The organism is Robiginitalea sp. SC105 (genome assembly GCF_014243345.1).
GTDB lineage: Bacteria > Bacteroidota > Bacteroidia > Flavobacteriales > Flavobacteriaceae > Robiginitalea.
The window spans coordinates 376,955-403,294 of the sequence record NZ_JACLZF010000001.1 but is presented as its reverse complement, the minus strand read 5'-3'; the positions used below and the strand labels follow the sequence as shown (position 1 = coordinate 403,294).

The following is a 26,340-nucleotide window of genomic DNA, read 5'->3' as shown; positions in this document are numbered from 1 at the left end:
GTTATCCCCTTCTTTTAAAATATCCCAGTAATTTTTTCACATAGCTCTCATCCACGCGGCAATCCAGCGTACCACATCCCGCGCGGGTAAACGTATCCCTGTAGTACGCCACGCGGTCCCGGTAGTTCTCCGAATACGCCCGTCGGGTTTGCCGGGAATGGGTGTTGACCAACCGGAGTTGGCCCGTTTCCGCGTCCAGCATCTGCACCATCCCCAGGTTGGGGATTTCGGTTTCCATGGGGTCGAAGATGCGGATCCCGGTAAGGTCGTGTTTGTTGCCGGTGATCCGGAGCGTTTTTTCGTAATCGTCCGCCATGAAATCGGAGAGGACAAACACGATTGATTTTTTCTTGATGACGTTGGACAGGAATTTCAGCGCCTCGGAAAGGTCTGTTTTATGGCTTTGCGGCTCAAATTCCAGCAATTCGCGGATGATCCGCAGCACATGGCTCTTCCCCTTCTTCGGGGGGATGTAGAGCTCCACCTCGTCCGAGAAAAGGATCAGCCCCACCTTGTCGTTGTTCTGCATGGCGGAAAAGGCCAGGGTAGCTGAAATTTCCGTAAGCACGTCCCGCTTGAACTGCTCCACGGTGCCGAAAAACTCCGAACCGCTGACATCCACCAGCAGCATCATCGTAAGTTCCCGCTCCTCCTCGAAAACCTTGACAAAGGGCTCGTTGTAGCGGGCCGTTACGTTCCAGTCGATCGAACGCACGTCATCCCCGTACTGGTACTGCCGGACCTCGCTGAAAGTCATGCCCCGCCCCTTGAAGGTGGAATGGTATTCCCCCCCGAAGATATGATCGGACAAGCGACGCGTCTTGATCTCGATCTTCCGTACTTTCTTTAAAAGTTCCTTGGTGTCCATAATGGTACGGGAATAAGGAGCTGGCCCCGGAGCGGCCTGATGAAACGGTCAGCCCAGAGTCAGTGCCCTAGGGGACTTCCACCTCGTTTACGATCCGGTTGATGATTTCCTCGGAAGTGACGTTCTCCGCCTCGGCCTCATAGGTGATGCCGATACGGTGGCGCAGCACATCGTGGACAACCGCCCGCACGTCCTCGGGAATCACGTACCCCCGGCGCTTGATAAAGGCATAGCATTTGGCGGCATTCGCCATGTTGATGCTCCCCCTGGGGGATGCCCCGAAGCTGATAAGCGGCTTGAGCCCGCCGAGCTGGTACTTTTCCGGGAATCGCGTGGCAAACACGATGTCGAGGATATATTTTTCGATTTTTTCGTCCATATAGACCTCCCGTACGGCCTGCTGGGCCGCGAGGATCTGCTTCAGGCTCACCACCGGCCGTATCTGGGGCTGCCCCCCCTGGAGGTTCTGGCGGATGATGAGTTGCTCTTCGTTCATCTTCGGGTAGTCGATGACGGTTTTAAGCATAAAACGGTCTATCTGTGCTTCCGGCAGGGGATAGGTGCCTTCCTGTTCCACCGGGTTCTGGGTGGCCATGACCAGGAAGGGCTCGTCCAGGATGAAGGTTTCGTCCCCGATGGTCACCTGCCGTTCCTGCATGGCTTCCAGCAAGGCGGACTGCACCTTGGCGGGGGCCCGGTTGATCTCGTCTGCCAGGACAAAGTTGGCGAAGATCGGCCCTTTCTTGATGGAGAAATCGTTTTCCTTGATATTGTAGATCAGCGTCCCGATCACGTCGGCCGGGAGCAGGTCGGGGGTAAACTGAATCCTGGAGAAGTCTCCCTTGACCGCGCGGGAAAGCGTATTGATGGCCAGGGTTTTGGCCAGTCCCGGAACCCCTTCGAGGAGGATATGCCCCCTCCCGAGCAGCCCGATCAACAAACGTTCGACCATGTGGCGCTGGCCGACGATTGCCTTATTCATTTCCTGAACCAGTAGATCGATAAAAGCGCTCTCTTCTGCAATTTTCTCATTCACGGCGCTGATGTCCACTGCCTTGGTATCTTCCATAAAAATGGTTTAGTAAATTGTTGTCAATAAGCCAGTTTAGTTGTACCCCGCAAATTGAAAATTAATTTAGTGACAGCCTGTTAACGATTGGTTAAAAATGTTTGGAAACCCCTAGTTTTATGATGGTTTTAAGGGATTTTCTGTTTACTTTAATCGGCCTATGGAAGAAGCATTCAAAGATGTCCCGGTCATAGCCGGGACCATGACCTGGGGGGTATGGGGAAGGAACCTGGATACCTCCGGGATGGAAGGGTTGATGCATCACTGCCTGGAAGCCGGTATACATACCTTCGACCATGCCGACATATACGGGGGATACACCACCGAAGCGGCTTTCGGGAAGGCCTTTGCCTCGAGCGGTATCCGGCGGGAGGATATCCGGCTGATCAGTAAATGCGGCATACAGTATGTGTGCGATGCGCGGCCGGTCGGCATCAAGCATTACCAGTACGACGCGGACTACATCGTTTGGTCGGCGGAGCGGTCCCTTTCCGGCCTGCAGACCGAATACCTGGACCTGCTCCTGCTGCACCGGCCCAGCCCGCTGATGGAACCCCGGGAAGTTGCCGCGGCATTTGACAAGCTGAAAACGTCGGGAAAGGTCCGCCGGTTCGGCGTTTCCAATTTTACCCCTTCCCAGATCCGATTGATCGAAACGGCGGTGCCGGTGGAGGCGCACCAGTTTGAGTGCTCCCTCTCGGCCCGTGGCCCGCTTACCGACGGGACCCTGGATGACTGCCTGATCGGCGGCAGGGAGGCCATGGCCTGGAGCCCGCTGGGGAATTTCTTCCGGGAACAGGGGCCTGAACAGGAACGGCTCGCCGCCTGTATGCAAAGCCTGAAACCCAAATACGGGGCCGATGAAAGCCAGTTGCTGCTGGCTTGGCTTATGGGGCACCCGGCGGGCATCCGCCCGGTGGTGGGGACCACCCGGCCCGAACGACTCACCGATGCGGTGGCGGCCGCAGACATCCGGTTGGAACGGGAAGACTGGTTTGCCCTTCTGGTGGCGGCCCAGGGGCACAAGGTGCCTTAAACCGGAGAAGGGCCCCGACGGGGGATCCTGCTCCACAAAATGAAAAAATCATGGATCGAATTGTATTTATAACCGGGGCTACCAGCGGCATCGGGCGTGCCACGGCGCTTTTGCTGGCCGAAAAAGGCTGTCGCATCATCGCCTGCGGCCGACGGGAAGAGCGCCTGGCCGAATTAAAGGAAAAACTGGGGGACCAGGTGCATACCCTTACCTTTGACGTGCGGGACCGGAAAGCCGTCGAGGCTGCCGTGGCGGCGATACCGGACCGGTTCACTGCGGTGGACACCCTGATAAACAACGCCGGCAATGCCCATGGCCTGGACCCCATTCAGGACGGGGACCCGGACGACTGGGACGCCATGATCGACATCAACGTCAAGGGGTTGCTGTACGTTACCCGGGCACTTTTGCCGTCCCTCATTGCCAGTGGCCGTGGGCACATCCTCAATATCGGTTCTACCGCCGGCAAGGAGGTATATCCAAGGGGCAACGTGTACTGCGCCAGCAAACACGCCGTGGATGCCCTGAACCAGGCGCTCCGTATTGACCTGAATGCGGAAGGATTGCGGGTGGGGGCCATCAACCCCGGGCTGGTGGAAACCGAATTCAGCAAGGTCCGCTTCAAGGGGGATGAGGCCCGGGCGGAAACCGTTTACCAGGGATACGAGCCCCTCAGGGCCGGTGATATTGCCGAACTGATCTGGTTTGCCCTGAGCCGGCCGGCCCATGTCAACATCGCCGACCTGGTGGTCATGCCCACAGCCCAGGCCAGCAGCACCCAAGTACGAAAGGAGTTATGATCAATAAGCGCCTGCTGATAAAAAACCTGCTGGCCCACAACGACGAAAACAGCTTCTACGATAAAAAGCGATCGATAGATATCGGCCCGCGGGAAGGGAAGGCCAAGTTCCTCAAGCACGTCTGTGCCCTGGCGAACAGCAACCCCGCCAACCGCTCCTATATCGTCATCGGGGTGGAAGACGAGGACAATGAAATCCACGGGGTCGACTTTTTTGACGACAGCAAGATCCAGAACCTGGTAAATGCCTACCTGGAAAACCCGCCCCGTATCACCTACGAAAACGTGCTCTTCCCACACCTGAAGGAAGGCAAGGTGGTTGGGTTGGTCACCATCACCTCCTCCGGGAGAATCTGCGCACTGCGCAAGAATATCTGGAAATACTACGGGGGTGCGGTCTTTTTCCGGGAAGGAAGCATCAGCATGCCCAAGAATTTTGACCTGGAGCTCCGGGATGTGAATTCCGGGGTGGTCGCCGAAATCGAACAGCACGCCCGGAACAATATTGAGCTCACCCTGGACGGGGTGATCGATTTTATCAACCACCGCCACCGCGACCTGCCTAGCCATTACAAGGTTTTCAAGGAGCAGTTCGTCCTTTGCTGGGCCGGAAACCGGAAGCATGTGGGGGAGGAAACCTATTATTCACGGGTGGATATTGAACTGATCAACGAACAGGTCAAGCTATTTTATTCGGCCCTGGACGAGGTGTCGATTGATTTTGACGAAGATTCCTTCGATATCGTGGAGTACGTCCACCTGGGCCTGGCAGACCAGAAGAAATACTACCCCCTGGAAAAGGTTTCGATCCGCTTTGCCGACAACGGGACCTACCAGATCCTGGGCGAACTGATCTTCGAGCCCCCGGAGTACGACCGCAAAACCCTGCATCACATATTCAACGCCAACAAAGCTCTCGCTTTAAAGCTGGAGAAAGGCAGCCCGCTGAAACCCGCCGAGGAAAAGGACCTGCTCCAATTTCCCGCAACCCTCCTCATCTGTTTCCTGAACGGGTTTGAAAGTGCCGGGGAACTAATGTATCAGGCACGGGACTGGATCCGGGGCAGGAACGAGCAGGCATACGAATCCCTGAAGGAAGCCATCCGGATCCTGCGGAAGGTCCGGTACAGTTAAGCCGGGGCTCCCCCCTTGTGTTCCAGCCAGAATAAGCCGTAGGGGGGTATTTCGAGCAGGCCGCTCTGAACGGCCGATTCCTTCCCGTCGATCAGGTTGCGGTATTTCCCTCCTTCCAGGTAGCCGGCTCCGCTTGCCCAGGAGGCATTTAGCACCTGGGGGTTCTCATCGAAGTTCGCAATGACCAGGATGGACCGGATGCCTGCCCGCCGTTCAAAAACAAAAAGGTGTTCATTGCCCGACTGGTGCAGGACGGTAGCACCCCGACCTCCCAGGGCCGGGTTGGCCCTGCGCAACCGGATCAGGTGGCTGATATGGTCGAAAATCCGGGAAGTCAGTTTGCCTTTGTCATCCAGGGCGGCCACGGATTCCCAGTCGTGGAAGGGGCGGTTTATCCACCGGCTGTCGTTTTCCTTGTTTTTGTCCCGGAGGTAGGAATAGTCGTTGAGCATCCCGATTTCATCCCCGGCGTAGATCAGGGGGATGCCGGCAGAGGCAAGGATGATGCCGTACATCATGACGATTTTGTCCAGCACCCCTTCGGCAGCCTCTGCATCCCCGCTTTCCAGGGCCGCCTCCAGTCCCAGGAGGGAAGCCGTGCTCCCGGTGATGCGGCCGTCCCCGGTCAGGGGGTTGAACATGAAAACCGCCCCCCGGGCAGGGGACCAATCCAGTCTTTGGCAGTAGTAATCGATCAGGAACCTCCGGTGCGCCCCGGGATCCCAACCCAGTTCCTCGATATGCCGGTCGTCGAAGCCCAGGCCGATGTCGTCATGGCACCGGATGTAATTGACCCAGCTGCACCCCGGGGGGATGGGCGGGATGCTCCGGAGGCTCTTGTTGAGCAGGTTTGTTTTTTTGGTGGCCACCGAATTCCACAGGCACGCCATGAAGGTGGCATTGTAGGCAATCTCGCATTCGTTTCCCTTAAAGCGGCCTTCCCCGAAATACCGGACAATTTCATGGGGGGCCACGATGGCCTCGGCCAGGATGGCCACCCCCGGTGCTATCACCTGCAGGCAAAGCCGGAAAAGGGAGATCAGCATGTGTGCCTCGGGCAGGTTCTGGGAATCCGTCCCGATTTTTTTCCAGAGGAAGGCCAGGGCGTCGAAGCGCAGCACATCCACGCCTTTGTTGGCCAGGGCAACCATGTTTTCGAGCATGGCCAGGAAGACCTTCGGGTTGGAATAGTTCAGGTCCCACTGGTAATCGTTGAAAACCGTCATCACCCAACGGTCCATTTCCGGGATCCAGGTAAAATTCCCCGGGGAGGTTTCAGGGAAAACTTCCGGCAGGGATTCCTCGAACAGGTCCGGAATGGTCCGGTCCGGGTAGGTGTAGTAATAGTCAGCATACCCGGGTTCCCCGGCACGGGCTTTTTGCGCCCAGGGGAATTCGTCCGAGGTGTGGTTCACCACAAAATCGAGCATCAGGCAGATGCCTTTTTCCCTGAATCGGGAAGTCAGGCGTTTAAAATCCGCCTCCGTACCGAACACCGGGTCGATCTCCGTGTAGCTGCTCACGGCGTACCCGCCGTCATTCTCCCCCGCCGGCCGGCGCGTCAGCGGCATAATGTGGAGGAAGTTGATCCCGAGCTTCTCGAAATAGGGGATCTTTTCCTCCAGCCCCGGGATATCCCCGTTGAACCGGTCTGCATACAGCTGCATGCCGACCCATTTTTCGGACTGGTACCAGGCTCCTTCCCTGAGCCGTTCCAGGTCCTGGAACCGAAGTTCTTCCGGTCGTTTCCGGAAAAGGGCCCCCAGGATGGACAGCAGGTCCCCGAAGGAATCCTCCCGCCCGGGATACAGGGCAAAAAACAATTCCTGTATCAGTCCCAGGTTGGCGGCAAGCCGCTTGTCGAAGAGCGGCTTCAGGTCTTTTTTGGCGGGGGATTCCAGGTAAGTGCCTGCGAGCAACTGATGTATGGCGAGTTGATTCATGCCAGGGCTTCCTTCAGTTTTTCCTGGTCCGGGAGGGATTCGATGGCCCCGAACTGTGTAGTGGTGAGAGCGCCTGCAGCATTCGCCACGCGGACCATTTCGGACAACTCCCCGAAGTTGCCGGCCATGGATTCCGGGTTGGCCTGTTGGGACAATTGCCACAGCAGGCAGCCGATAAAGGCATCCCCGGCACCGGTGGTGTCTACGGGATTTACAGGGATGCTGGGGATGGTCCCGCTCGCACCGGGGGTACTTAGGTAGGTGCCGTCCTCGCCCAGCGTAATAACGATCATTTCCGTGCCCATGGCGTGGAGCACGGCGCAGGCCTCTTCAGGATCCTCCTTCCCGCTCAGGAGCAGGGCTTCCTCAAGGCTGAATTTGCAGAGGTTGGCTTTTTCGATAAACGGGATGCACTTCTTTTTAAAGATGTCCTCCTTATGCTTCCAGAGGTCGTGCCGGTAATTCGGGTCGAAGCTGATAAAGGAGCGTTGGGTAAGGGCGTCGAAGAAATAATGCCCGTAGGCGGCTTCCAGGGGACCCCCGAGCAAGGCCGTGGCGGCCCCCAGGTGAATCATGTTCCCTTTGAAGGATTTTTTCACATGCGCTTCATAGGCCAGTTCGCGGTCGGCCCCCCTGCTGAATACAAAATCCCGTTCCCCGTCCTCAGCCAGAGAAACAAACGCAAGGGTGGTGAAGGTTTCGCTGCGCTGGACATAGCTGGTATCCACGTTATTCCTTTGCAGGACATCCAGCAGGAAGGCGCCAAAAGGGTCCTCCCCGATACATCCGATAAAAGCGCTACTGCCCCCCAGCCGGGCAATGGCGCAGGAAACATTGGCAGGGGCACCCCCCGCTTTCTTGGTAAATACCAGGGCCTTCGACAGGTCGCTTCCCTGGTTCTCTCCCACAAAATCGATAAGAAGTTCCCCTATGCAGAAAATTTGTTTCATGTGCAGCGGATCGTTTGGCGCTATTGGAGGATGATTCAAATCCCTAAGTGAAATGTAGTCAGAATTAAAGTTTCTCCCCAAATTTTAAGGGATTAATCTCTGCCCGGCTTTTACAAAAGGCCAGCAGGCAGTACCTTTGGGGCCTGCTATGAGAAAACTTGTAATCGGGGACATACACGGCGGCCTTCAGGGATTGCTCCAGTTGCTGGAGCGTATCGGGCCGGATAAGAAGGATTTTTTCATCTTCCTTGGGGACTATGTCGATGGCTGGAGCGAGGCGGCTGAAACCGTTGATTTCCTCATCGGCTTTGGGAAGGAACACCAGTGCCTCTTCCTAAAGGGGAACCACGACGAACTCTGTGAGGAATGGCTCACCACAGGGGAAGACCGGGAACTCTGGCTGCGGCACGGGGGTGAAGCGACCAAAAAGTCCTACGCCGGGGTGGGGCAGGCAACCCGGAACCGCCACCTGGAGTTTTACCGGAACCTGGAACACTATTACCTGGACGGGGACAACCGGCTATTCCTGCATGCAGGATTCACTAACCAGCGGGGGGTGGAGAACGAATATTTCGAGAAGAGCTTTTATTGGGACCGGACCCTCTGGGAAACCGCCCTCTCACTGAATCCCGAACTGGATTCGTCGGACCCGGTTTACCCGCCCCGCCTGCGCAACTACCGCGAAATCTTTATCGGCCATACCCCGGTTATCCGGATCGGGAAGGACCGGCCCCATCGCGCCGCCAATGTCTGGAATGTGGATACGGGTGCCGCATTCAAAGGGCCGCTCTCAGCCCTGGAGGCCCATTCGAAGGAAGTCTGGCAAAGCGACCCGGTGCATTTGTTTTACCCCGGGGAATCCGGGCGGAACTGAAAGGCATCCGGCTGCGGGGACCTCAGAGTTTGCCCCGCTTGTGCTCGTCCTGCCAGCGCGACAACTCCTTCCATTTGTTTTCATGTGCCATCCGGGCCTGCAGCGGCCAGGAGGAGGGATCGTGGATTTTATACCGGTCACCGCCCGAATCCAGTACTTCCTGGCATTTGGCAACCGACGTTTCTGCCAGTGACCTCCAGGTCTTGATATCGTAGTTGTGGAACAGGCTCTCGATCTTGGGCCCGATCCCTTCGATGATCTTGAGGTCGTCTTTTTGCACGGTTTCCCCGAAAACCGTCCTGGCTGCCTTATAATCATAGGGGATTTCTTCCAATACCGCTTCCGAGTTGGCTGCGGCGAGCTGTTTCCGGCATGCCTCCAGTTCCTCCTTTGCCTTTTGGCAGGATTCCGTAAGGGACCTTACCTGCTGGTGTGTTTCCAGGCCCCGGTTCCGACGCCCCATCAGGAAACCGACAATCCCACCTATCACCCCTGTCAGCAACGGGATGATCCAATACCACACACTCATACCGGGAAGATCCATAGGCTGCAATTTTAAGGGTTGACAACCGGGCAGGCAGGCATTTGCCGGTGGTGCCGCGGTTCTGGTGCATCCGTACTGCGTGCGGGCAGGCAGCGGCACCTCCAACAAGGTACAAAATTCCCTAATATTCTGTGAAAGCCAGGCGCACCGTTTCGCAACGCCGTCAGGAAGCAATCACGAGCAGGGGATCACAGGGGCGGGCTTGCCAATTATACAGATATTTATGCAAGCCATACAAAACCATTGCCACCTTCCTCCTGTGTAAATTATTTTAGTGAAAGGCTTAAAAAAGAGGCCTGACCTGGCCGGAATTGCTTCCAAAAGCCAGGCGGCACTCACTTGAGTAAATTGTTTTGGATTAGTTTGGTTAGTTAAAAATCCGTGTCGTCTGTGCTAAGCCAGCGGTGCGGGTTTTTACATTTTGCAGGGTCCCTGCAGCCTGCGGCAATATACTTTGCAAAAGCAAAAGCACTTCAAAAATGAAAATGATCTATCACGCCCTGAGGAACGCTGCCCGTTGGGTTGCCATGGTTTTCCTGCTGGGCCTGCAACGCCTGTTTGAGGGCAGCTGGCATTCCGGTACCCAGAACGCCAACTGATTTCTCCTTACAGGTCAAAGCGGATCCCCTGGGCAAGGGGTAGTTCGTTGCTGTAGTTGATCGTATTGGTCTGGCGCCGCATATACACCTTCCAGGCATCCGACCCGGACTCGCGGCCCCCGCCGGTTTCCTTTTCGCCCCCGAATGCACCACCGATCTCGGCACCGGAAGTACCGATATTCACATTGGCAATGCCGCAGTCGCTACCGGCAACAGACAGGAAGGCCTCAGCCTCCCGGAGGTTCGTGGTCATGATGGCCGAAGACAGCCCCTGCCGGACCCCATTCTGGATTTCAATGGCATTCCGCACGTCCCCGGAGTATTTCAGCAGGTACAGGATGGGCGCAAAGGTTTCTTCCTGGACAATTTCAAATTCGTTTTTCGCTTCGGCTATGGCAGGTTTTACATAACATCCGCTTTCGTAACCGGGTCCGTCCAGCGTCCCGCCAGGGACCAGGATCTCACCCCCCTCTTCGACCACCTTTGCCAGAGCCTTGCGGTACATTTCCACAGCCTGTTTGTCGATCAGCGGGCCGATATGGTTTTCCTCATCCAAAGGGTTGCCAATGCGGAGCTGGCCGTAAGCCTGTTTCAGCGCCAGTTTCACTTCGTCGTAAACGGCTTCATGGACAATAAGCCTGCGGGTTGAGGTACAGCGCTGGCCGCAGGTACCCACTGCGCCGAAGACGGCTCCGATCACCGTCATTTTGATGTCTGCGTCCGGGGTAACGATGATTGCGTTGTTCCCGCCGAGTTCGAGGAGGGAACGCCCAAGACGGGCTGCAACCGCCTGGGCGACGATCTTGCCCATCCGGATGGAGCCGGTGGCGGATACCAGCTGGATGTTGCCGTCTCCGGTCAGGTATTCCCCCACCCGGTAATCGCCGTTTATCAGGCAGCTGATGCCCTCGGGCATGCCATTGCGATGGAAAACCTCGGCGGCAATGTTCTGGCAGGCAATCCCGCAGAGCGGTGTTTTTTCACTGGGTTTCCAGATGCAGACATCGCCGCATACCCAGGCCAGGGCAGTGTTCCAGGCCCAGACGGCCACCGGGAAATTAAAGGCGGAAATAATCCCGACAATCCCCAGCGGATGGTATTGTTCATACATCCTGTGCCCGGGTCGTTCCGAATGCATGGTGAGCCCGTGCAACTGGCGGGACAGGCCAACGGCAAAATCACAGATGTCGATCATCTCCTGCACTTCCCCAAGGCCTTCCTGGTAGGATTTGCCCATCTCGTAGGAAACCAGTTTTCCCAGGGGTTCCTTCAACTCCCGGAGCCGGTCGGAGAACTGGCGCACGATTTCGCCCCGCTGAGGGGCAGGGACGGACCGCCAGGTGGTAAAGGCGCGGGAAGCCGTTTCGGCGACGCGCTTGTAGTCTGCAGCCGTTGTGGTGCGGACTTTCGCGATGAGGGCTCCGTCCACAGGGGAAACGGAGGCGATTTCTTCGCCGGAGCCGAAGTGCTCCATCCCGGTGGAACTTCCGGGGTTAACGGCCGCTACGCCCAATTGTTCAAGGGCTTTTTCAATACCAAAATCCAGGGCAACTTCTGTCATTTTGTAACTTTTTTATGCTGAGATGTTATATATCTGACAAAAATACGAATTCCAAATGCATTAACCCGGCCATTCCCGAACTTTCTACCGGCCTCTTGAGGCGGCCACGGGGGGCTTCCAAAGGGGCTCCGGGGAGCTCACGGGAGGTTATTCCGGGGCGTCTGCCACAAAGCGGGGATCTGCTTCCATGACAGTTCCGCACGCCCCGCAGGTTCGGAGTGCACGGGACCCGTAAAAGGCCTCGAAGTGCGGCAGGAAATCCTTCTCGATATCGTTAAGGGTAAAATACGCCTCGTATAATTTATGGTTGCAGTTTTCGCAGAACCAGAGGAGGCCATCCTGCAGGTCCAGGTCTTCCCGCCGCCTTTCCACCACCAGGCCGATGGAACCTTCATGCCGGACCGGGGAATGGGGTACGCCTGCCGGGTGGAGGTACATATCGCCCGGGCCCAGCGTAAAGGTTTTCTTTTGTCCGTCCTCCTGTATGTGCACCTCGATGCTCCCCTCGAGCTGGTAGAACAACTCTTCGGTTTCGTTATAATGGTAGTCTTTCCGCGCATTGGGGCCGGCTACAACCATGACGATATAGTCGTCGGCATCCTTATAGAGATTCTTGTTTCCTACCGGGGGCCTGAGCTGGTCCCGGTTTTTTTCCAGCCATTCGTTCAGATTGAAAGGGGGTGCTATCGGCATATTCATCGATTTAGGTAAAGTCCGCAGTTTTTGCAGCCTTTAAAGGTAAGAAAATTGCCCGGGAAAGACTTTCGGAATCCCCGGGAATCGATGGGTTACTGGAGGTAAAAGAGCTGTGTAAAATAGAGTTGCCCGTCCGGCGCGCGCTTCACGCTTACGGCTGTATGGCTGAAGGTGCCTTCCATGGTGCTCCGGTGGTCCGGGCTGGCGAACCAGCCTTCGAAGGCCTGTTTGGCGGTGTCGTAATCCTTGGCGACGTTTTCGGCAACGGCCTTGGCATCGACGGCCTCGGCGATTTTGGATGCCCGGGTATTAAAATCGTGGTGGCTGGTATTACCGGTGGCAATCATGTATTCGGTATGCTCATTGGCATAGGAATAGGCGAGTTCGCTGAAGGCCAGCGGTGCGGCCCCAATCGCCTGGCGGTGCTCATTTACGAGTTGTAAAAGGGCACCTTCTACGGCCTGGACATTCTCGGCTTCGATCGTTACTGCAGGTGCAACCGATTCTTTGGAACAGGAGGTGACTGCCAGCAAGATGAAAAGCAGGAATGCGCATTGCATTCTCATTTTCATACAGTGTTCTATCTGCAAGCAGGCAAGTAGGGAAGAATGGGGGTTCTTCAAATATCCGGCGGAGACCGGAGGATAATAATACAGAAAATTGCCGGGTTTCCTTTTAGCGGTTGCCGATTTTCGACCAAATGTGGAATTCTTCCGAATATCGGCAAAAATACCCTGTTTACCCCGGCTTCAAAGGCCTGTGGCTTCCTGTAGCCAGGCCGGCATTTTCCCGTCAATGCATATCCGTGGCGGCAGGATCCGGTTCAAGGACCCGGCTGAACACAAAGGCCCCCACCTCCCGTATCGGGGCATACAGGACGGAGTCCTTGACAAAATCCCCGGGTTCCATCCCGAGCGACCGGTTGGCGCGCTCAAAAAAGATCAGCAGGGCCCCGAGGATGACAGCGACCTTTACGACCCCAAAGACCGCCCCGCTCAACCGGTTCAGGAACCCCACCAGGACGAGCTCGGCTACCTGCGTAAGCAATTTGCCCAACAGGTGTACGGCGATGACGATCCCCAGGAAGGTGATTATAAAGGCCGACAGTTTGATATAGTAGGGATCCCATAGGAGGCGTTCGCCCAGGTAATCGGCCGCCAGATACGAAAAATGTATGGCCCCGTAGATGCCGGCAATCAGGGCAATGATGGAGGCAACCTCCAGGATCAGCCCGTTTCGGAACCCTTTGTAGAGTCCATAGGCAAGCAGCAAGGCGAGTATGATGTCGAGAAACCCCATTCGGATACGTCACAAATATAGCGCATTGGTTTGTACCTTTGGGGGAATAATCCCGGCCCCTTCCGGGCCTTTTTGCCATGGCGAGAGATACTCTTTTAAAAGAACGATGGGAACGTTTGCAGCAAAAGCTGTCCGCACAGTTTGCGGACGGGGACCTGCTGGACCTGGATGCGATCATCTACCTGGTGGGGGTGCAGGAGTTGGGGCAGTTGCACCGGCGCTTCCGGAAGGAGGAGAAACTGGACCTGATGCACATTGCCATCTGCCGTCTGCTGGAACCCTACGGGTATTACGAATTTGAATACTTCGACCAGGAGGGCTGGCCGCATTACCGGCTGGTGGAGGCCCTGCCCGTGCTTAAGGCCGGAGAACAATCGGTACTCATGAAGGAGGCGATTGTTACCTACTTCCTGGAAAAAGACTACCCGATATGAAACCCAAATTCCCCTATTACGCCGTCATATTCACCAACTACCGGACAGCTGGTGACAACGGGTATCAGCAAACCTCCGAACGTATGATGGAACTGGCCGCGCAACAGCCCGGCTACCTGGGGGTGGATCACGCAAGGGAAGAAACCGGGATCACGATCAGCTACTGGGAATCCCTCAGGGCCATTGCGGACTGGAAGGCCCAGGCCGACCACCTGCTGGCCCAGAAAAAGGGCCGCGAAACCTGGTATTCCGAATACCGGGTGCGGATCTGCCGCGTGGAAAAGGAATATGCCTTTTCCAGCGACGACACGCCTGCCTGAGCCCGTTCCCGCCTCTATTGGAAGCCGGTTTTTTCGTTGTATTTTTAAGGGGATAAATGTTTTTGCTATGAAAAAACCACATGCCTTTACGGGCCGCAACCGAAAATCGGACCTCGAAAAACTCAGCGCGGAACCTGCAGACCTCATCGTGATCGGCGGGGGGATCACCGGTGCCGGGATAGCCCTGGATGCCGCTTCCCGCGGGCTGCGGACCGTGTTGCTGGAAAAGGGGGATTTTGCCTCGGGGACCAGTAGCAAATCCACCAAACTGATACACGGCGGGCTGCGGTACCTGAAGCAATTCGATTTCTGGCTGGTAAAGGAAGTGGGCTCCGAGCGGGCGATTGTCCATAAGCTGGCGCCCCACCTGGTACTCCCGGAAAAAATGCTTTTGCCGCTTATCGAGGGGGGATCCTACGGGAAATGGCTCACCTCCATCGGCCTCAAGGTGTACGACATCCTCGCCCAGGTTGGGGGGGACGACAAGCGCAAGATGCTCGAGAAAAAAGAGGCACTGAAAATAGAACCCCTCCTGCCGAAAAAGAAACTCAAGGGGGCCGGATATTACGCGGAATACCGGACGGACGACGCCCGCCTGACCCTGGAAATCATCAAGAGCAGCCTGGCCTTCGGGGCTACGGCCCTTAATTATATGCGCGTGGAGGATTTCCTTTATAAGGACGGACAGGTAAACGGGGTGGTTGCCGAGGACCTGCTGGGCGGCGGGGCCATTGAAATCCGGGCCGACCACGTGATCAGTGCAGCGGGTCCCTGGGTAGACGAACTCCGCGGTGTAAACAAGAGCCGGAAGGGCAAACGGTTGCACCTGACCAAAGGGGTCCACCTGGTCTTCCCGCACGAAAAGCTGCCGGTGAACCAGTCTGTGTATTTCGACGTCCCGGATGGCCGGATGATGTTCGCGATCCCCAGGGGCAAGGTCACCTATGTGGGGACCACCGATACCAACTACGAAGGGGACAAGGACGATGTCCGCACCGACCTGGCGGATGCCATCTATCTCATTTCCGCAGTCAATAACATGTTCCCTTCCATCGATTTGGATATGGCCGATATCGAATCGTCCTGGGCAGGCCTCCGCCCGCTGATACATGAAGAGGGGAAATCCGCCTCCGAGCTCTCCCGAAAGGACGAGATTTTCACCTCTGACACCGGGCTGATCAGCATTGCAGGGGGCAAGCTTACCGGGTACCGGAAGATGGCGGAGCGCACCGTTAACCGAATCGCGCGGCGGATGGAAGAGACCGGGGGGCGGGAGCTCAAACCCTGCCGGACAGAGCAACTCCCCCTTTGCGGCAATGGGTTCAAAAACGCACGGGAGGTTTCTGCCTACGTGGACAAGCTGGCCAAACGCCTCAAACGGGATGGCCTGGACCGGCATGCTGCCTGGAAGCTGGTAACGACCTACGGGGACCAGTCCGAGGTCATCCTCGAACGGTTCGATGCCCTGGAGGATAAGGATCCGCAATGGCGTTTGCTGAAGGCTGAACTGGAGTTTGGGGTCGGATTTGAAATGGTCCAGAACCCCATGGATTTCCTGATCCGGCGGACCGGCCGGTTGTATTTCGACATAGGCGTGGTAAAGGACTACCTGGATCAGGTGGTGGCCGAATGTGCCCGTTTGCTGCAAGCGGATCCGGAGACCGCTGCCGGTTGGAAGGAGACCATGGAAGAAGAAATTGCCCGCCACAGCACCTTCAGCCTGGAACCCGTGTAATTGTGCGGGAAACGGTATAACCGCCCTGGAGCCAGGCCTTAGACAGGGCGCGCTGGCGTGACTAACTCATCTGGTCTGCCAGGCCGGCAAAGACTTTCTTGGCATTTTTCTGTTCGTAAAGCACTTTGTATACCGCATCGATGATGGGGGTCTTGACCTTTTTGGAAAACCCCTCCTTGATGGCGTAGGCGCTTTTGACCGCATAATAGCCCTCGGCAACCATACTCATTTCCATCATGGCACTTTTTACGGTATATCCCTTGCCGATCATGTTCCCGAACATCCGGTTCCGGCTGAACGTGGAATAGCCGGTGACGAGCAGGTCGCCCAGGTAGGCGGAGTGGTTGATGTTCCGGTCGATGTTGTACAGCCTTTTGGTATAGCGCTTCATCTCCCGGATGGCATTGCTCATCAACACGGATTGAAAGTTGTCCCCATACCCCAGGCCATGTGCAATACCTGCAGCAATTGCATAGATGTTTTTGAGCATCGCGGCGTATTCGGTGCCGATGATGTCCTTGGTTACCTTGGTTTTGATATAGGAACTGCTCAGGGCCCGGGCCACTTTCCGCGCCTTGGATTTATCCGAGCAGGCGATGGTCAGGTAGGAAAGGCGTTCCAGGGCTACCTCTTCCGCGTGGCAGGGACCGGTAATTACGCCGATGTCGTCGAATGGGATGTCATAGGTTTCGTGCAGGTGCTCCCCGACGATTTTGCCCGTTTCCGGGACAATCCCCTTGATGGCAGAAAAGAGTATTTTCCCTTTGAGCGACTCGGTAAGCTTCTGCATTTCCCGTACCAGGAAGGCCGACGGCACGGCAAAAATCAGCAGGTCGGCTTCCCGTACCGCCTCGTCGATGGAGTCGGTCAGCCGCAGCTGGCTGGTGTCGAATTCAACGGAACTCAAATAATTCGGGTTGTGCCCTTCCCTGAGGATATGGGCGATGGCCTCGCTGCTGCGCATATACCAGGTTACCTGCTCCAGGTTCTCGCACAACATCTTCACAATGGCCGTTGCCCAACTACCGCCCCCAAGGACGGCAAACCGCAAACGCTGCTTTGACATCAAATTGATTTTAGCCCAAAATTACTTAAAAAATACCTGGATCAAGTTTCAGTAAACCAGGCAATTATGTTTTTGGCATGCCGATTGCATACTCTATGGCAGGAACCAAAGCCCACAGCCATGAGAACAAAAATCAGCATACTCCCGGTATTTCTCTTCGCTTTCCTCCTGCAGTCCTGCTATTCCGAATTGTGGGTGGAAGAAGAGGTAATCGTGACCGATACCCCTTTCCGTGCCGCCCAGGTGCTGGAAACCTACGACCTCTGGTATGTGGATGTCCACGCCACGCGGGGAAACGGGGAAGTGCCCTTCCTCCAAAATGCATTTACCCTTTCCTTTGACCGGGGTGCACTCCTGGCCAACAACAACCTGGTCGGTATCGGCAAGACGGGTGCTGGCCTTGGCATACAGGTGGGTTGGTACGAAGCCCCGGGGGGCATACTGGAAATCGACCACGACATCGACGGCTACTGGGACCTGGATGTTTATGTCCTGGGCGGGGGTTCCGTGGAACTCTACGACCCCCGTTCCGACACCTCCTATTTCCTCAGGGGCTATCAGCAGGGCAATTTTGACTATGATCAGCTGTTCTACGACAACATCCATTATTTCCTGCAGGAGTACACCGCCTGGGAAAAGGTATATACCAGCGAAACGGGAGCCCTGAATGATTTTGACCAGGAGCATTACCTGCAATTCCCGGCAGGATTTGACGCGGATGAATTCAGGTCCTCGACCGATGTGCCCGGCACCCCCCTCGGCGGCATCCTCTGGGACTACCAGGGGCGGTATACCGTGTATAATGTGCCCGGCGATCCCAGCCTGAAAACTTTAACACTGGATTATGACTTTATGGGCAATGACTATTTTGAGTTATACGTTATTGATGACGGGACGATTGAACTCTACCACCCGGACAGCGGGACAGTTTATGAGTTCGCCGGCAGGGGTTTCCGGCAGTTCCTGAAAGAGGGCGCCGATACCGGCAGGAAACGTCGGGCAATACAGTTGCCGGACATGGACGTTGAGCGGAAGCGCCCGCACTAAGCCCCCTGAAAATTTTGGTTGGTTGGTTAGTTGGAAACCGCCCGGATCCCGTAAGGTCCCGGGCGGTTTCTCTTTTGTCGGCCAGCGAGGGCCAGTGCCTACCTCTTCCCGACAGCCCCGTTTTTGTGAGTTTCAAATGCCAGGTTGGTGAGCGAAACTGCGATTCTTTGCGGATTCCTGAAGGATGGCCCGGGATACTGAGGATTTCTGAAATCGGGCCTTTCAATCGGTCAGGCCCGGGCTTTTTGGTAATTTTGCCGGCTTAAAACAGGAATTTGAAAAAGTATCTGAACCTATTCGATTTTTCACAAAGCGTCAACTACCGCACCGAGATCCTATCGGGGATAACGGTAGCCCTCGCCCTGGTACCCGAAGCGATCGCCTTTGCCCTGATAGCCGGACTGTCGCCCCTGACGGGACTTTACGCCGCGTTCGTAATGGGCCTGGTGACCTCTGTATTCGGGGGCAGGCCCGGCATGATCTCTGGGGCAACCGGAGCCGTGGCGGTCGTGATTGTCTCCCTGGTGGCAGACCACGGGGTGGAATACGTGTTTGCAACCGTGATCCTGGCGGGCCTCCTGCAGGTCGCGGCCGGGGTCCTGCGCCTGGGCAAGTTCATGCGCCTGGTGCCCCACCCGGTCATCTTCGGCTTTGTCAACGGCCTGGCCATCATCATCTTCATGTCGCAGCTCACCCAGTTCAAGACCCCGGACGGGTCCTGGATGCAGGGACCGGCTCTCTGGACCTTCGGGGGTCTGGTGTTGCTCACCATGGCCATCATCTGGGGCCTGCCAAAACTGAGCAGGGCCGTGCCGGCTTCCCTGGTGGCCATCCTGGTGATCTTCGGACTGGTGCTGGCACTGGACATACCCACCCGGAGCATCGGGGATATCGCTTCCATCTCCGGGGGATTCCCGCCATTCCACCTGCCCGACCTCCCCTGGACCCTGGAGACCCTGCGCATTATTTTCCCCTATGCGGCCATCGTGGCCGGAGTGGGCCTGATCGAAAGCCTGCTGACCCTCAATATCGTGGATGAAATCACCGAGACCCGCGGAAGGGGCAACAAGGAAGCGGTGGCCCAGGGTGCGGGGAACATTTTATCCGGGCTCTTCTCGGGGATGGGGGGGTGCGCCATGATCGGCCAGAGCCTGATCAACACCTCCAATGGTGCCCGTGCCCGGCTGTCCGGGATCGTTGCCTCCCTGATGCTGCTGACGTTTGTGGTCTACGGTTCGGGCCTGATAGAACGTGTCCCAATGGCCGCCCTCACCGGGCTGATGATCATGGTGGCCCTGGGCACCTTTGAGTGGGCCAGCCTGCGCACCTTCCGCCGCATGCCCAAATCGGACGTACTGGTAATGGTCCTGGTGACCCTGGTAACGGTTTTCCTGCACAACCTCGCCCTGGCCGTACTGGTCGGGGTGATCATCTCGGCCCTGGTTTTCTCCTGGGATAACGCCAAGCGCATCCGGGCCCGGAAACATGTGGATGAAAATGGGGTGAAACACTATGAGATCTACGGCCCGCTCTTTTTCGGTTCCACGACCCTGTTCAATGAAAAATTCGATGTGCCCGGGGACCCGGACGAAGTGGTCATTGACTTCCGGGAAAGCCGGGTGGTGGACATGTCGGCCATCGAGGCATTGAACAAACTCACCGAACGTTACAAACGGGTGGGCAAGAAGGTGCACCTGAAACACCTGAGCCGGGACTGCCGGAGGCTGTTGGGGGACGCTGACGATATCATCGAGATCAACGTCCTGGAGGACCCTACCTATAAGGTGCTCACAGACCGGGTTTGACAGCGGGCGGGCCCTGGCAAAAAAAAGCCGCGGCCGGATAACTCCGGCCGCGGCTTTTTTTACCTGATGCAGATCCCCTACAGGGTCCTCAGGTATTCCAGCAGTGCCCGTGCATCTTCCTGCGACAGGTTCTGGTTGGTCATGATCATGTTGTTATACTCCTTCAGCAGGGCCTTCGCGATCGGGTCCTCCTTGAGCATGCCATCCGGGTTGAGCATCATGTTCATCACCCACTCCGGGCTCCGGCGCTCCATGACACCGGCCATGGCCGGGCCAATCATGCGCTTTTCCACCTGGTGGCAGGCAATACAAATGGTGTTGAATTTTGTTTCGCCGGCAGCGGCCAGTTCCGAATCGATTTCGTCCGGCAGGTCAATAGAGTCGACGGGTCCGACCCCCTTGTTGGACAAATCCACGGGCACCCCGTCCGAGGCTGCCTTTTCAGCAGGGGCTTCCTGCTTGGTGCGGCTCATTTCGAAGCCGTCTTCTTTTTTCTCCTCCTTTTTTTCGCCACAACCGATGGCCAGGGCCATAGCGGCGCATAAAGTCAAGATTTTTTTCATGTTTCAGATTCTTATGAAGGACTAATATACAAATTAGACCTTTATGTGAGGTCCCTGAAAAAACGAATCGTCCGTTCTTCGTTGTAATAGGCACCTCCCGGGAGGACAAAACCCACATGCCCGCCATGGCGCGGGCTTTCGAAAAACAGGTTCGGGTGCATCCGGCAAACAGCTTCCGGGTAACAGGCCGGTCCCAGGAAACTGTCGTTCTCAGCATTCAGGATGAGGGTGGGTACGCCAATATTGGGCAGTACGGGCAAACTGCTGCAGCGGGCATAATAATCCAGGGCATCCCGGAACCCGTGGGCCTTGCTGGTATACAGGTCGTCGAAATCCTTAAGGGTACGTACCTGACGTATCAGGGCGTCGGTGATCCGTTCCGGGAAGAGCCGCTTTTTCTGCCTCAGTTTCCCGCGCAGGTTGCGGAGGAAATGTGTGGAATATACCCAGTTTTTGGGCTGCTGCAGCTGCCGGAGGGAATCGTACAGGTCCACGGGCACCGAAATGGCTGCCGCAGCGGCAATCCCTGCCGGAGCACCACCTGTTTCCCCCAGGTATTTCAGGATCAGGTTGCCCCCCAGGCTGAACCCGTTGAGGTAGATCCTGTGCCCGGGCCGCACTTTCCGGATATGCCGGATGACTTCGTCCAGGTCTTCCGTGGCCCCGGAATGGTAAGAGCGGTAGCGTCGGTTGGGTTCCCCGCTGCAACCGCGCAGGTTCATGGCGCAGACTGCATATCCCTCGCCGGAGAATAATTTGGCGCTGCCCACCATGTAGGGACGACGGGTGTCCCCCTCCAGGCCATGCACCAACAGGGCCACTTTATCGGTTTCCCCCCATGACGGCAGCCAGTCGAGGTCCAGGAAGTCCCCGTCCGGCAGCTCCAGTCGTTCCCGCTGGTATCCGGGGTTCGGAACCTGGCGGAAAAGGGCGGAATAAATCGTCGAAATATGGCCGTTTTGCCAGAGGGCAGGGGGATGGTATGTGGCTTGTTGCAGGGGCATGTGTTGCTATTTCCGGGGAGGAGCCACCCCGGGTTGTACGGAAAACCGCTGGCTTCCCGCCAGCCGGTTGGGTGTTTTGGAACCGTGTGCTCTAAAACTAGCCCCCATGGCAGTATTTGTCCAGTAACTCGGCCTGCTCAGTGACCGCTACCCGGAATTCTTCCTTCAGGCGTTCGATGAGTTCGGCCACGGGCAACACGTCGTGGATACTGGTAACGCCCTGCCCGGCCGACCAGATGGTTTTCCAGGCTTTGGCTTCCGTATCCAGTTCCTTACCGAAATCGATTTTCGTATTCCGTTGGAGGTCCTCTTCGGTCAGGCCGGCAGCCCGCAGGCTGGGCCCTAGAAAATTGGCCGGGACCCCTGAGATGGCTGCGGTATAGACGATATCGGAAGCCCCGGCTTCCACGATCATCTGCCGGTAGGCCTCCGGGGCGTGGCTCTCCTTGGTGTTGATAAAGCGCGTCCCCATGTACGCGAGGTCCGCACCCATCTGCAGGGCGGCCGCCACATCCCTGCCGGTGCTGATGCACCCGGAGAGGAGGATGGTTTTGTCAAAGACTGTCCGCACCTCGGAAATCAGGGACATCGGGTTCAGGGTGCCCGCGTGCCCGCCCGCGCCTGCCGCCACCAGGATCAACCCGTCCACCCCGGCTTCAGCCGCCTTTTCGGCATGGCGTTTTTTGATGATGTCGTGGAAGACAAGCCCGCCGTAGCTGTGCACGGCATCGACTACGTCGGATACGGCTCCAAGGGAGGTGATTACCAGGGGTACGCGATAGCGGACACAGAGCTCCAGGTCTGCGCGGAGCCTCGGGTTGGTCGGGTGGACGATCAGGTTGACCCCGAATGGTGCAGCCTTCCGGCCGGTTTCTTTTTCAAAGGCCTCCAGTTCCCCGGTGATTTGCCGTAGCCACTGCTCGAACCCCTCGCTGGTCCGCTGGTTCAGCGCGGGAAAGGTCCCGACGACCCCCTGTTTGCAGCAGGCGATCACGAGTTCCGGGTTGGATATTAAAAACATGGGGGCCGCCACAACCGGCAGGCTGAGGCGATTGATAAAAGATGCTTTCTGGGCCATGGTCCTGGGTTATCCGATAAAAGTACACATTAATCCAAAAGGGGCCCGAAGGTGTTTGGGGAATTCCGTTATTTTTGGTCCCCGGGACCCTTTAACAGCCCGGGCCCATCAAAACCGTACTATGTACCTGAAGGAATTTGAAGTTCGCTGGAGCGACCTGGATGCGAACCGCCACCTGGCGAACAGCGCCTACACCAATTTCATGAGCCATACCCGCATGGCCTACCTGTCGGACCTGGGTTTAACGCTCCCGGCCATGGCGGAAAACAACCTGGGGCCGGTGGTCTTTTTTGAACACATGCACTACCTGCGCGAGGTGCTCCCGGGTGCGCGAATCCGGGTATCCCTCGAGGTTGCCGGACTCAGTGCAGACGGCAGGTTTTTTGAATTCCACCAGAATTTCTACGATCCCCTGGGGAAGCACATCGCCCATTGCAAGATGATGGGCGGCTGGATCGACATGGAAACACGGAAACTAACCGTGCTCCCCGGGGAATTCCTGCAGGCGTTTGATAAAGCCGATAAAGCCGAAGGGTTCCGGGAACTGACCCGGGAGGACACCCGGCGGCACCCGGTGCCGGTCAGGGACCTGGAATAGACCGCCTGCTGACCAGGTAGACGCCCCCCATCACCAGCAGCATGGCAAGGACCTCCAGCAGGCTCAGGGTATCCTTCCCGGCCATCAGGGCAAAGGCGATCCCGATTACCGGCTGCCCATAGATAAAGGCACTAACCGTAGAGGCCTTGAGCTGCGTCAGGGCAAATACATTGAACAGGTAGGTGAGGAACGTGGTGCCGATAACCACGAAGGCAATGGAGGCCAGCCCCCAGGCAGGGATGCCCGACCATTCGATCTCGAGGTATTCGGGCAGGGTGATGGGCAGGTTGATCAGGAAAGCCACTGTAAAGAGCCAGCGCATCAGGACAAAAGGGTGGTATTTTTCAATCAGTTTTTTTACCAGGATCAGGTACAGGCCATAACTGGTCGCATTCACCAGGAACAGGAAATTCCCCAGGGGGATGTTCGGGGCATTCATCCCTGTGGTTTTGTTCAGGAAGATTAGCGAAAGCGCGCCCAGGAAACCCAGCAGGATCCCGAGGCTCCGGATCCTCGTCAGGTGTTCCCGGATCAGGAAAAAGGAAAACACCGCCACGATGATGGGGGTCAGGGTAACGAGGACCGAACTGTTGACGGGGGTGGAGAGTTGCAACCCCTTGAAAAAGGCCAGCATGTTTACCACCATCCCAAGGAAGGCGCAGAGCAGCAGGCGCAGCCAGTCCCGTTTTTCGATGGCCTGCCGGGGCCCGGCAATCGAGATGACCCAGAAGAGGATGGCTGCTCCGGATACGCGCAGCAGGATAAACCCGAAAGGCTTTACATACTGGGGCATCACCCCCTTGGCGATCGTATGGTTGAGCCCGTATATCACGGTGGCGCCAATGGCGGCCAAAAATGCGAGGTTGCGGCTGCTCACCGGTGCAGGGCTTCGGCGGCGGCAGCCGTGGTTGCAGCCGAATTCCCGATGAATACGGCCCCGTTTGCCAGGGTCACCGGTCGTTTTAAAAAGGTATAGTGCTCCAGGAGCAGGGCCCTGAAATCGGATTCCTGCAGGTTCGCTTCCCGGAGGTTCCGCTCCTTGTAGAGGCGTGCGCGTTTGCTGAAAAGTGCCTCGTAACTTCCGGCAGCCTGTTTCAGTTCCTCCAGCTGGGCCGGGGTTAGCGGTTCGGTTTTGATATCCTGCAGGACCGTGCCCGGGGGCGGGTCGAGTTCCCTGAGGATCTTCCGGCAGGTGTCACAGGTGCTTAGGTGGTAGATTTTCTTCATTGCGCTGGGTTAAGGCGTTTGGCTGATGGTTAAGAGGGGGGAAGCATGCCGTCGGAAAGGACGATATAAGGGGCTGCTTCCCGGTAGGGGATGAGGATGCGTACCGGCCCGTCTGCATAGGAGGCGACCTCGTAGGGGTTGTAGAGGAGGACCAGACCTTCCGGTTCAAACCCGATATTCTCTGGCAGGCTGAAGGTATTCTCCTCGAACATGAACCCGGTACTGTTGATGGGAACCTCAGGGGAAATACCCTGGGTTTCCCGGAAGTGTTTTTCCGCCAGGGCCTCCAGGTCGGGGAGGTTCCTGAACAGGTCCCGGTTGTCCAGTTCCCGGGCCCCATCTTTATCGAAATTCAGGTAGCGGATTCTCGAAAACCCGTGGGCCCCCCCGGTAAAAATGTAACCTTCGAGTTTCAGGCTGAGCAATTCCGAACTCTCGTAGGTCACGGATCCTTCCACAGTGGCTTCCCAGCCGACCAGTTCGTCCGGGAATTCGGTTTTGAGGTTGCGGTAGCCGGCCCCGAATGCCCGGATCGCTTCCGGGATATCTGAGGCACCCGCCTCTTCGTCGTAGTCGAGCCATTCGATGACTTCCTCCCGCACGCTGGTATTGACCACCCGCCCAAGGGCCCTGTCTTCGGAGGCCTCCGGGATATCCACCCGGACAACCGGGCAGTCTGCACAGGCCTCCCCCAGGTATTCCCTGGGTTGGATCCGGAGTTCCTCCCCTTCCGCGCATCCGAGGAAGGTCAGCAAAAGCAGCAGGCGGGTGCAGTGTTTCATCCGGGCGTATCGATTTAGGGCTTAAAAGTACGATTTCCCAAATCGTAACCCAATCATCCGGGGCGAAACATCCCACAACTGCAGCGGTTGTTTTGACAGGCAGATAATGCTAGCTTTGTGCATCCAGCATATAACCTATGAAAAAAGAACTGCGCTTCAATTCCCGGACCATTCACGGCGGACAACAACCCGATAAGGCGTACGGGGCGGTGATGCCCCCGATTTACCAGACTTCCACCTTTGCCCAGACCTCTCCCGGGGAGCACCGCGGGTATGAGTATTCCCGCAGCGGGAACCCTACCCGGCATGCCCTGGAGGAGTCCCTGGCGAGTATCGAAAGCGGCCGCTACGGCCTGGCGTTTGCCAGTGGACTGGCTGCCATGGATGCCGTGATGAAATTACTCAGCCCGGGCGATGAGGTGCTGGCGACGAACGACCTGTACGGGGGCAGCTACCGCCTCTTCCGCAAGGTATTCGAGCCCCTTGGGATCCGGTTCCGTTTTATGGGGATGCAGGATGCAGCGGATATCGGGGCTGCCATCGGCCCGGATACCCGCCTGCTGTGGGTGGAGACCCCTACCAACCCCATGATGAATGTGATTGATATCCGGGCCGTAGCGGAGATCTGCCGCTCGCGCGGTATCCTTCTGGCGGTGGACAACACCTTTGCCACACCCTACCTGCAGCGACCCCTGGAACTCGGGGCGGATATCGTCATGCATTCGGCTACCAAATACCTGGGGGGCCATAGCGACGTGGTGGCCGGAGGGCTCGTCGTATCCGACGAAAAGCTGGCAGAGCGCCTGTATTTCATCCAGAATGCCAGCGGCGCGGTTTGCGGCCCCATGGACAGCTACCTGGTACTCCGGGGGATCAAAACCCTGCATGTCCGCATGCAGCGCCATTGTGAAAACGGGGAGGCGGTCGCGAGGTATCTCGCCGGGCACCCGGGGGTGGAAAAGGTTTACTGGCCAGGCTTTCCCACCCATCCCAACCACGATATAGCCTCGGAACAGATGTCCGGTTTCGGGGGGATGATTTCCTTCATCCCCAAAGGGGCACAGTTCAGGGATGCCGTCCGGATCGTGGAGCACCTGAAGGTATTTACGCTGGCCGAATCCCTCGGCGGGGTGGAGAGCCTTGCGGGCCATCCGGCGAGCATGACCCACGCCAGCATTCCCAGGGAGGAACGCGAGAAAAGCGGGGTCACCGATGCACTGATCCGCCTCAGCGTGGGGATTGAAGATGCGGCCGACCTCATTGAGGACCTGCAGAATGCCCTCGAAGCATCCTGATCCGATTAAAAGAT

The 26,340-nt window shown here is 57.1% G+C and carries 27 protein-coding genes; 11 read left to right on the top strand and 16 right to left on the bottom strand.

Annotated elements, in window-relative coordinates; genetic code table 11:
* Window position 1: 1 nt before the first annotated feature.
* Window positions 2-868 (bottom strand): DUF58 domain-containing protein, encoded by an 867-nt coding sequence (locus tag H7F20_RS01750; RefSeq protein WP_185784429.1) that lies wholly within the window; start codon window positions 866-868, stop codon window positions 2-4.
* Window positions 869-935: 67 nt separating this feature from the next.
* On the bottom strand, window positions 936-1,937 hold the full coding sequence (locus H7F20_RS01745) for a MoxR family ATPase (protein WP_185784428.1): 1,002 nt from the start codon (window positions 1,935-1,937) through the stop codon (window positions 936-938).
* A gap of 160 nt (window positions 1,938-2,097) precedes the next feature.
* On the opposite strand from H7F20_RS01745, the gene H7F20_RS01740 reads away from it, so the two are divergent.
* The 3 genes from H7F20_RS01740 to H7F20_RS01730 are packed head-to-tail and all read left to right on the top strand — an operon-like array spanning window position 2,098 to window position 4,906.
* Window positions 2,098-2,973, top strand: a complete 876-nt coding sequence (locus tag H7F20_RS01740) for an aldo/keto reductase family oxidoreductase (RefSeq protein WP_185784427.1) — start codon at window positions 2,098-2,100, stop codon at window positions 2,971-2,973.
* Between the two features lie 50 nt (window positions 2,974-3,023).
* Window positions 3,024-3,773: an SDR family NAD(P)-dependent oxidoreductase gene (locus H7F20_RS01735; RefSeq protein ID WP_185784426.1), complete on the top strand. Its 750-nt coding sequence runs from the start codon at window positions 3,024-3,026 to the stop codon at window positions 3,771-3,773.
* On the top strand, window positions 3,770-4,906 hold the full coding sequence (locus H7F20_RS01730) for an ATP-binding protein (protein ID WP_185784425.1): 1,137 nt from the start codon (window positions 3,770-3,772) through the stop codon (window positions 4,904-4,906). Before H7F20_RS01735 ends, H7F20_RS01730 begins: the two co-directional genes overlap by 4 nt.
* Here H7F20_RS01730 and H7F20_RS01725 read toward each other — a convergent pair.
* Together H7F20_RS01725 and H7F20_RS01720 are read right to left on the bottom strand one after the other, a co-directional pair.
* Window positions 4,903-6,849, bottom strand: a complete 1,947-nt coding sequence (locus tag H7F20_RS01725; RefSeq protein WP_185784424.1) for an alpha-amylase family glycosyl hydrolase — start codon at window positions 6,847-6,849, stop codon at window positions 4,903-4,905. The two genes, H7F20_RS01730 and H7F20_RS01725, sit on opposite strands and share 4 nt — an antisense overlap.
* The gene (locus H7F20_RS01720) at window positions 6,846-7,799 is read right to left on the bottom strand and encodes a carbohydrate kinase (protein WP_185784423.1); all 954 of its coding nucleotides are present in this window, start codon (window positions 7,797-7,799) and stop codon (window positions 6,846-6,848) included. The genes H7F20_RS01725 and H7F20_RS01720 overlap by 4 nt, the downstream gene beginning before the upstream one ends.
* Before the next feature lie 148 nt (window positions 7,800-7,947).
* Here H7F20_RS01720 and H7F20_RS01715 point away from each other — a divergent pair, with 148 nt between their 5' ends.
* On the top strand, window positions 7,948-8,673 hold the full coding sequence (locus H7F20_RS01715; RefSeq protein ID WP_185784422.1) for a metallophosphoesterase: 726 nt from the start codon (window positions 7,948-7,950) through the stop codon (window positions 8,671-8,673).
* Window positions 8,674-8,695: 22 nt separating this feature from the next.
* Here H7F20_RS01715 and H7F20_RS01710 read toward each other — a convergent pair whose 3' ends face one another.
* The 5 genes from H7F20_RS01710 to H7F20_RS01690 form a co-directional block, all read right to left on the bottom strand.
* Window positions 8,696-9,217 (bottom strand): hypothetical protein, encoded by a 522-nt coding sequence (locus tag H7F20_RS01710; protein WP_185784421.1) that lies wholly within the window; start codon window positions 9,215-9,217, stop codon window positions 8,696-8,698.
* A gap of 606 nt (window positions 9,218-9,823) precedes the next feature.
* A complete protein-coding gene (locus H7F20_RS01705) occupies window positions 9,824-11,377 on the bottom strand; it encodes an aldehyde dehydrogenase family protein (RefSeq protein WP_185784420.1) in 1,554 nt (517 codons plus the stop codon).
* A 147-nt stretch (window positions 11,378-11,524) separates the two neighbouring features.
* Complete coding sequence (locus tag H7F20_RS01700; RefSeq protein ID WP_185784419.1) at window positions 11,525-12,070, bottom strand: 3-hydroxyanthranilate 3,4-dioxygenase; 546 nt, start codon at window positions 12,068-12,070, stop codon at window positions 11,525-11,527.
* A 95-nt stretch (window positions 12,071-12,165) separates the two neighbouring features.
* On the bottom strand, window positions 12,166-12,645 hold the full coding sequence (locus H7F20_RS01695; RefSeq protein WP_185784418.1) for a CAP domain-containing protein: 480 nt from the start codon (window positions 12,643-12,645) through the stop codon (window positions 12,166-12,168).
* A 220-nt stretch (window positions 12,646-12,865) separates the two neighbouring features.
* Window positions 12,866-13,372 (bottom strand): CvpA family protein, encoded by a 507-nt coding sequence (locus tag H7F20_RS01690; protein ID WP_185784417.1) that lies wholly within the window; start codon window positions 13,370-13,372, stop codon window positions 12,866-12,868.
* A 77-nt stretch (window positions 13,373-13,449) separates the two neighbouring features.
* Between H7F20_RS01690 and H7F20_RS01685 the strand changes: the two genes are divergently transcribed.
* The 3 genes from H7F20_RS01685 to H7F20_RS01675 all read left to right on the top strand — a co-directional run bounded on the left by H7F20_RS01685 (window position 13,450) and on the right by H7F20_RS01675 (window position 15,861).
* Window positions 13,450-13,806: a hypothetical protein gene (locus H7F20_RS01685; protein ID WP_185784416.1), complete on the top strand. Its 357-nt coding sequence runs from the start codon at window positions 13,450-13,452 to the stop codon at window positions 13,804-13,806.
* Window positions 13,803-14,126 carry an antibiotic biosynthesis monooxygenase gene (locus tag H7F20_RS01680; RefSeq protein WP_185784415.1) on the top strand — a complete coding sequence of 108 codons (324 nt, stop codon included), beginning with the start codon at window positions 13,803-13,805 and terminating at the stop codon, window positions 14,124-14,126. The genes H7F20_RS01685 and H7F20_RS01680 overlap by 4 nt, the downstream gene beginning before the upstream one ends.
* Before the next feature lie 67 nt (window positions 14,127-14,193).
* Window positions 14,194-15,861 (top strand): glycerol-3-phosphate dehydrogenase/oxidase, encoded by a 1,668-nt coding sequence (locus H7F20_RS01675; RefSeq protein ID WP_185784414.1) that lies wholly within the window; start codon window positions 14,194-14,196, stop codon window positions 15,859-15,861.
* A 61-nt stretch (window positions 15,862-15,922) separates the two neighbouring features.
* Here H7F20_RS01675 and H7F20_RS01670 read toward each other — a convergent pair whose 3' ends face one another.
* Window positions 15,923-16,927, bottom strand: coding sequence for an NAD(P)H-dependent glycerol-3-phosphate dehydrogenase (locus H7F20_RS01670; protein ID WP_185784413.1), 1,005 nt, complete (start codon window positions 16,925-16,927; stop codon window positions 15,923-15,925).
* 120 nt (window positions 16,928-17,047) lie between these two features.
* On the opposite strand from H7F20_RS01670, the gene H7F20_RS01665 reads away from it, so the two are divergent.
* Together H7F20_RS01665 and H7F20_RS01660 are read left to right on the top strand one after the other, a co-directional pair.
* Window positions 17,048-17,974 carry a nicotinic acid mononucleotide adenyltransferase gene (locus H7F20_RS01665; protein WP_185784412.1) on the top strand — a complete coding sequence of 309 codons (927 nt, stop codon included), beginning with the start codon at window positions 17,048-17,050 and terminating at the stop codon, window positions 17,972-17,974.
* 275 nt (window positions 17,975-18,249) lie between these two features.
* Window positions 18,250-19,779 (top strand): SulP family inorganic anion transporter, encoded by a 1,530-nt coding sequence (locus tag H7F20_RS01660; RefSeq protein ID WP_185784411.1) that lies wholly within the window; start codon window positions 18,250-18,252, stop codon window positions 19,777-19,779.
* Between the two features lie 77 nt (window positions 19,780-19,856).
* Here H7F20_RS01660 and H7F20_RS01655 read toward each other — a convergent pair whose 3' ends face one another.
* The 3 genes from H7F20_RS01655 to H7F20_RS01645 all read right to left on the bottom strand — a co-directional run bounded on the left by H7F20_RS01655 (window position 19,857) and on the right by H7F20_RS01645 (window position 22,424).
* On the bottom strand, window positions 19,857-20,342 hold the full coding sequence (locus H7F20_RS01655; protein ID WP_185784410.1) for a cytochrome c family protein: 486 nt from the start codon (window positions 20,340-20,342) through the stop codon (window positions 19,857-19,859).
* A 41-nt stretch (window positions 20,343-20,383) separates the two neighbouring features.
* Window positions 20,384-21,346: a YheT family hydrolase gene (locus H7F20_RS01650; RefSeq protein WP_185784409.1), complete on the bottom strand. Its 963-nt coding sequence runs from the start codon at window positions 21,344-21,346 to the stop codon at window positions 20,384-20,386.
* 97 nt (window positions 21,347-21,443) lie between these two features.
* Entirely contained in the window at window positions 21,444-22,424 is a 981-nt protein-coding gene (locus H7F20_RS01645; RefSeq protein WP_185784408.1) for a nitronate monooxygenase family protein, read from the bottom strand.
* Between the two features lie 121 nt (window positions 22,425-22,545).
* Between H7F20_RS01645 and H7F20_RS01640 the strand changes: the two genes are divergently transcribed.
* On the top strand, window positions 22,546-23,022 hold the full coding sequence (locus tag H7F20_RS01640; RefSeq protein ID WP_370588457.1) for an acyl-CoA thioesterase: 477 nt from the start codon (window positions 22,546-22,548) through the stop codon (window positions 23,020-23,022).
* Here H7F20_RS01640 and H7F20_RS01635 read toward each other — a convergent pair.
* The 3 genes from H7F20_RS01635 to H7F20_RS01625 are packed head-to-tail and all read right to left on the bottom strand — an operon-like array spanning window position 23,006 to window position 25,031.
* Entirely contained in the window at window positions 23,006-23,899 is an 894-nt protein-coding gene (locus H7F20_RS01635) for a DMT family transporter (protein WP_185784407.1), read from the bottom strand. The genes H7F20_RS01640 and H7F20_RS01635 overlap by 17 nt on opposite strands.
* The gene (locus H7F20_RS01630) at window positions 23,896-24,249 is read right to left on the bottom strand and encodes an arsenate reductase family protein (protein ID WP_185784406.1); all 354 of its coding nucleotides are present in this window, start codon (window positions 24,247-24,249) and stop codon (window positions 23,896-23,898) included. The genes H7F20_RS01635 and H7F20_RS01630 overlap by 4 nt, the downstream gene beginning before the upstream one ends.
* Window positions 24,250-24,278: 29 nt before the next feature.
* A complete protein-coding gene (locus H7F20_RS01625; protein WP_185784405.1) occupies window positions 24,279-25,031 on the bottom strand; it encodes a DUF3298 and DUF4163 domain-containing protein in 753 nt (250 codons plus the stop codon).
* Window positions 25,032-25,168: 137 nt separating this feature from the next.
* On the opposite strand from H7F20_RS01625, the gene H7F20_RS01620 reads away from it, so the two are divergent.
* Window positions 25,169-26,326 carry a cystathionine gamma-synthase gene (locus H7F20_RS01620; RefSeq protein WP_185784404.1) on the top strand — a complete coding sequence of 386 codons (1,158 nt, stop codon included), beginning with the start codon at window positions 25,169-25,171 and terminating at the stop codon, window positions 26,324-26,326.
* Window positions 26,327-26,340 lie beyond the last annotated feature (14 nt).

What these genes read in the sequence shown, in the direction of transcription:
- H7F20_RS01750 (WP_185784429.1), bottom strand. Translation starts at nt 868, where the DNA reads ATGGACACCAAGGAACTTTTAAAGAAAGTACGGAAGATCGAGATCAAG.
- H7F20_RS01745 (WP_185784428.1), bottom strand. Translation starts at nt 1,937, where the DNA reads ATGGAAGATACCAAGGCAGTGGACATCAGCGCCGTGAATGAGAAAATT.
- H7F20_RS01740 (WP_185784427.1), top strand. Translation starts at nt 2,098, where the DNA reads ATGGAAGAAGCATTCAAAGATGTCCCGGTCATAGCCGGGACCATGACC.
- H7F20_RS01735 (WP_185784426.1), top strand. Translation starts at nt 3,024, where the DNA reads ATGGATCGAATTGTATTTATAACCGGGGCTACCAGCGGCATCGGGCGT.
- H7F20_RS01730 (WP_185784425.1), top strand. Translation starts at nt 3,770, where the DNA reads ATGATCAATAAGCGCCTGCTGATAAAAAACCTGCTGGCCCACAACGAC.
- H7F20_RS01725 (WP_185784424.1), bottom strand. Translation starts at nt 6,849, where the DNA reads ATGAATCAACTCGCCATACATCAGTTGCTCGCAGGCACTTACCTGGAA.
- H7F20_RS01720 (WP_185784423.1), bottom strand. Translation starts at nt 7,799, where the DNA reads ATGAAACAAATTTTCTGCATAGGGGAACTTCTTATCGATTTTGTGGGA.
- H7F20_RS01715 (WP_185784422.1), top strand. Translation starts at nt 7,948, where the DNA reads ATGAGAAAACTTGTAATCGGGGACATACACGGCGGCCTTCAGGGATTG.
- H7F20_RS01710 (WP_185784421.1), bottom strand. Translation starts at nt 9,217, where the DNA reads ATGGATCTTCCCGGTATGAGTGTGTGGTATTGGATCATCCCGTTGCTG.
- H7F20_RS01705 (WP_185784420.1), bottom strand. Translation starts at nt 11,377, where the DNA reads ATGACAGAAGTTGCCCTGGATTTTGGTATTGAAAAAGCCCTTGAACAA.
- H7F20_RS01700 (WP_185784419.1), bottom strand. Translation starts at nt 12,070, where the DNA reads ATGCCGATAGCACCCCCTTTCAATCTGAACGAATGGCTGGAAAAAAAC.
- H7F20_RS01695 (WP_185784418.1), bottom strand. Translation starts at nt 12,645, where the DNA reads ATGAAAATGAGAATGCAATGCGCATTCCTGCTTTTCATCTTGCTGGCA.
- H7F20_RS01690 (WP_185784417.1), bottom strand. Translation starts at nt 13,372, where the DNA reads ATGGGGTTTCTCGACATCATACTCGCCTTGCTGCTTGCCTATGGACTC.
- H7F20_RS01685 (WP_185784416.1), top strand. Translation starts at nt 13,450, where the DNA reads ATGGCGAGAGATACTCTTTTAAAAGAACGATGGGAACGTTTGCAGCAA.
- H7F20_RS01680 (WP_185784415.1), top strand. Translation starts at nt 13,803, where the DNA reads ATGAAACCCAAATTCCCCTATTACGCCGTCATATTCACCAACTACCGG.
- H7F20_RS01675 (WP_185784414.1), top strand. Translation starts at nt 14,194, where the DNA reads ATGAAAAAACCACATGCCTTTACGGGCCGCAACCGAAAATCGGACCTC.
- H7F20_RS01670 (WP_185784413.1), bottom strand. Translation starts at nt 16,927, where the DNA reads ATGTCAAAGCAGCGTTTGCGGTTTGCCGTCCTTGGGGGCGGTAGTTGG.
- H7F20_RS01665 (WP_185784412.1), top strand. Translation starts at nt 17,048, where the DNA reads ATGAGAACAAAAATCAGCATACTCCCGGTATTTCTCTTCGCTTTCCTC.
- H7F20_RS01655 (WP_185784410.1), bottom strand. Translation starts at nt 20,342, where the DNA reads ATGAAAAAAATCTTGACTTTATGCGCCGCTATGGCCCTGGCCATCGGT.
- H7F20_RS01650 (WP_185784409.1), bottom strand. Translation starts at nt 21,346, where the DNA reads ATGCCCCTGCAACAAGCCACATACCATCCCCCTGCCCTCTGGCAAAAC.
- H7F20_RS01645 (WP_185784408.1), bottom strand. Translation starts at nt 22,424, where the DNA reads ATGGCCCAGAAAGCATCTTTTATCAATCGCCTCAGCCTGCCGGTTGTG.
- H7F20_RS01640 (WP_370588457.1), top strand. Translation starts at nt 22,546, where the DNA reads ATGTACCTGAAGGAATTTGAAGTTCGCTGGAGCGACCTGGATGCGAAC.
- H7F20_RS01630 (WP_185784406.1), bottom strand. Translation starts at nt 24,249, where the DNA reads ATGAAGAAAATCTACCACCTAAGCACCTGTGACACCTGCCGGAAGATC.
- H7F20_RS01625 (WP_185784405.1), bottom strand. Translation starts at nt 25,031, where the DNA reads ATGAAACACTGCACCCGCCTGCTGCTTTTGCTGACCTTCCTCGGATGC.
- H7F20_RS01620 (WP_185784404.1), top strand. Translation starts at nt 25,169, where the DNA reads ATGAAAAAAGAACTGCGCTTCAATTCCCGGACCATTCACGGCGGACAA.